Below are 3,820 nucleotides of genomic sequence, written 5' to 3'. Positions count from 1 at the left end.
CTGCCAACTGGCCCAGGGGCTCGTGAACGATGGGGCGGCCGCGCTCAGCGGCTCCCTGACCTCGAAGACCTCACAGACCCTCGCCGCCACCGGCATCGGTGACATCTTCCAGACCCGCACGACCGCGACCGGGACCAGCCCTGCCACCCAGGCGAAGAACAACTTTACCGACGATCAGCGCGGGGAGGCCAACCTGCAAGGCAATATCGTCTGGCAGGCGCTCAAGCGCACCAGCGTCGCGTCCCGCTTCACGGGGGGCGACGATGCGCTGCTGGAGGCGATCATGAGTGTCACCGGCTCGATCATCGTCGGCCCGCCCGAGGCCGCCCCCGACGGCCAAGGCGAGAGTCCGGGGATTACCCCGTTGCGCGGCAATGTGCTCTCGGTACGCGACCTGCTGTGGGGGCCGGCCAGCCACGAGCGGGACCCCGCCCGCCGGACGACGCAGACCGTCCAACGCTGGAACTGCGACACCCGCAGCGTGAATGGCTGCCTGCATCCCACGATCGTCTCGGTGACCGACCTGGTGGGCTTTGCCCAGTACACCGCGCGGATCCTGTTAGGCGACCCCGAAAACGCGGGCGCGGTGGGGCTCGTGGAGAAATTCCGCTGGGGCAACGTGGCGCTGACCGAACCGGAGAAGGCGTTCATGGAGCTGGCACCCCATGGCTTGGGCGCCATGCTCCACAACCTGGGCCAGTACGACACCGGGATGGCGCGTGACTTCGCCGAAAAGGCCGCGCCCGTGATCGCCTTGGAGATGACGAAACTGCTGCTGGACGACCTGATCGGCCAGGCGGCGCAGGCGGCCTCGCTCCACCAGAACCCGTATGCCAAGCAGGTGATCGAACAAATCCGCGGTGCCAAAGACGATGTCGCGCAGCAGTACAGCGAGATCGCGCAGCGGTACGGGAACCTGCAATCACTGATGACGCATTACAGCGCGTTGGCGCCGCTGGTCAAGGGACGGCCGCTGCAATCCGACACGGCGGATGCCGGGTTCGAGTCAACGCAATAAATCCGCAAGACGACGACGGTGACCCTTGGCAGCCTGGCACCGTCGTAGACCGGGTCAACCCGCGGGAGGGCGGAGACCCGGGGGCTGACTATCCAGCAGGGTTTCCAGGGTCGAAGCCACGAAAATGGCGTCCAGCCAGGTATCGATCTGACCGATGGCGGCCGCCTCAATACGCGCACTCGCCCATGGGGGGAGGTCACCAAAACGGCGGGTGAGCAGGCGCTTCAGGGCATCAGCCTTGCCTTTGCGCGCGCCTTCCAACTCGCCTTCGAGCTTACCCTCCAGCTTGCCTTCCAACTTGCCTTCCAGCTTCCCTTCCCGCTTCCACTTCTCTGTCCACTCTTCGACATATTCCGCCAGCATTGTCTCAACCTCCAGCAGATCGTGAATTTCCGGCAGATTCTCGCCCGGCATCAGTCGCCGCAGCAAGACCCGCACGAACCATACCGTCAGCGCCCGGCGCAGGCTGTCATAGCGTGCGCCCTGCAAGCGCACCGTCAGCCGGTGCAGGATCGGGCGCAGTGCCGCCGGACCATCTTTCGCCAGCGTTTCCAGTCGTACCAACTCGGCCGTAACACTGTCGGCCTGGTCCAGGGTCTCCTTCCCAATCCGGCCCTCGTCGATGAGATGATAGCGTTGTTGAGGACGGTATTTGGCCAACGCGTCGGGCAGTGGGGCGATCAAGTCGGCGATATCACGCGCGGCGGTCCAGCGCCCGGCACCGTTATATAACACCAGAGGAAACACGGGCGGCAGGCGCGCGCCTTCCACGATCGCCCCGCTCTTAATCAGGTCCTGATACAAGAGCCCGGTGTAGACCATCACCCGCACGGCCATCCAGGGGTCCACGCGGCTTTGGAATTCCAGCAGCAGATACACATACATCCAGTCCCCGGCCACCTGGACCCGCCAAATGATGTCGTCCTCACGTTCACGCAGATCGTCGGTGACGTAGCTACCGCCCTGCTTTTCCAGCGTGGTGAAGTCGATCAGCGTCAACCAATCCTCCTGTACGAAGTCGCGCAGCAGGCCCTCGACCATCTCGGGATGGGAAAAGAGGTGTTTGTAAGAACCATCGTGCGGCAGACGCGCTGACTGGGCGGATCGGCGTCCGTGCTTACGAGGGCGGCGCTGGCGAGGGGGACGCGGCATGGCAACGGGACACCGGCAGGTCGGAGCGTTGGATGGATGGCCGGAAGTGTCGCACGGGCCACCTCGACGGGCAACGCGCACGCACACGCCGGGCAATGTGAGGATTCGCCGTCCGCAAGCACGCCACGCGGGCCGCCACAACGCAAGCACGACGGCGGCCGCCCGGTAGGCGACGGCGACGCTTCCCGCACTCCCCTAAAAAATCGGCACTTTCGGCTCTCACGTATCGGGGCCTTTCCGTGGAACTCTGTAGATCGCGTCGGGGCATGCCATTTACTTTATCAGGGGTCTGACAATGTGGGACATCTATTCGATCGGCGACGCCGCCTACCTCACCGCGGTCCTGAACGCCGTCGCCATGCTCTCGGGCTCCGGGAACATGCACGCCCTGGCCGGCATCGGCTTCCTGGTCGGCTTCATGCTCATCATGTTTCAGGGCATCATTCAGGCCCGCCCGCCGCAGCTCCAGCACATGCTGGTGGCCTGGGTGGTCTACATGGGCATGTTCGGTCCCACCGTGAAGGTCTCCGTCCAGGATGTCTATTCCGGGGCGGTGCGCGTGGTCGACAACGTGCCGCTGGGGCCCGCCGCGATCGGTGGGCTGATGAGCGGGATCGGCTACGGTGCCACCCGGCTCTTCGAGCAGGCATTTTCCACCCCGACGATGACGGGGTACGGTTTCGCCGCACCTTTGCACATCCTCCAGGGGGTGCGCAAGACGACCCTGTCGATGACGGCCCTGGGTGCCGCAAACGCCCCGACGGCCGGGGCGGACATGGCGCGGACCTTCGTCAACTACCTCTCCGAGTGCACTTTGTATGGGTTCAACAACGGCACCCGGTCCGCCGACGACCTCTTGCGCGACCCCAACTGGCGCACGGCGCTCGGCAGCACGCTGGTGGTGCCGACGACTGAGCTGTGGATCGGCGGCAACCCGGTGACGAAGGAATGCCCGGATGCGTGGACCGACCTGTCGAACTACCTCACCACGCAGTACGTCCCGAAGCTGCAAGCCTCGGTGGCGGCGACATTGCGGATCGCCAACCCGAACGACGTGCCGGGGGCGGTGAACGCCGCACTCGACGCGCTCGCGGGGACCGGCGTCGGCGCCCAAAACTATATGGTGATGGCGACCGCCGCGGCCATGCTGCCCTACGCCCGCTCGGCCAACAAGCGCGCGTTGCTCCAAGGTGCCGATGCGGCCGCCATCGAACAGGCCTCGCAGCAACGCAATACGCAGTGGGCTTCGGAAGAACGCCTGTTCTCCCGCATCGTGCGGCCAATGATGACCTTCTTCGAGGCCTTCCTGTATGCGGTATCACCACTGATGATCTTCGCCATTGGGCTGGGGCCAACCGGCATCAGTATGGTCGGCAAGTACCTCTTGTTCGGCCTGTGGATCCAGCTCTGGCAGCCGATTCTCGCGATCATCAACCTCTATATCATCATGGCGGTGAAGTTTAAGATGGACGCGCTCCAGGATGTGGCGCTGGGCAACACCCCGATGCCGTCGATTCTGGCGATCTGGAAGCTCGACTTCATTTTGTCTGACTATTTGGGGGTTGGTGGAATGCTCGCGGCGAGTACGCCCGCGATTTCGTTGATGTTGATCTACGGTTCGGCGATCACCGCAACGCACTTGGCCGGGAG

At 64.4% G+C, this 3,820-nt stretch carries 3 protein-coding genes; 2 read left to right on the top strand and 1 reads right to left on the bottom strand.

Features of this window, described 5'->3' with window-relative positions; genetic code table 11:
- On the top strand, positions 1 to 1,018 hold a 1,018-nt coding region (locus QZX93_RS25590), incomplete at its 5' end, for a conjugal transfer protein TraH (protein WP_295389205.1).
- A gap of 54 nt (positions 1,019 to 1,072) precedes the next feature.
- Here the strand turns inward: QZX93_RS25590 and QZX93_RS25585 are convergent.
- On the bottom strand, positions 1,073 to 2,170 hold the full coding sequence (locus tag QZX93_RS25585) for an Rpn family recombination-promoting nuclease/putative transposase (RefSeq protein ID WP_295389203.1): 1,098 nt from the start codon (positions 2,168 to 2,170) through the stop codon (positions 1,073 to 1,075).
- A gap of 295 nt (positions 2,171 to 2,465) precedes the next feature.
- On the opposite strand from QZX93_RS25585, the gene QZX93_RS25580 reads away from it, so the two are divergent.
- Positions 2,466 to 3,820, top strand: a 1,355-nt coding sequence (locus tag QZX93_RS25580; protein WP_295395014.1) for a conjugal transfer protein TraG N-terminal domain-containing protein, incomplete at its 3' end; no start/stop codon positions are given.

It is taken from the genome of uncultured Thiodictyon sp. (assembly GCF_903946935.1).
Classification (GTDB): Bacteria; Pseudomonadota; Gammaproteobacteria; order Chromatiales; family Chromatiaceae; genus Thiodictyon.
This window is presented reverse-complemented; position numbering and strand designations above follow the sequence as displayed.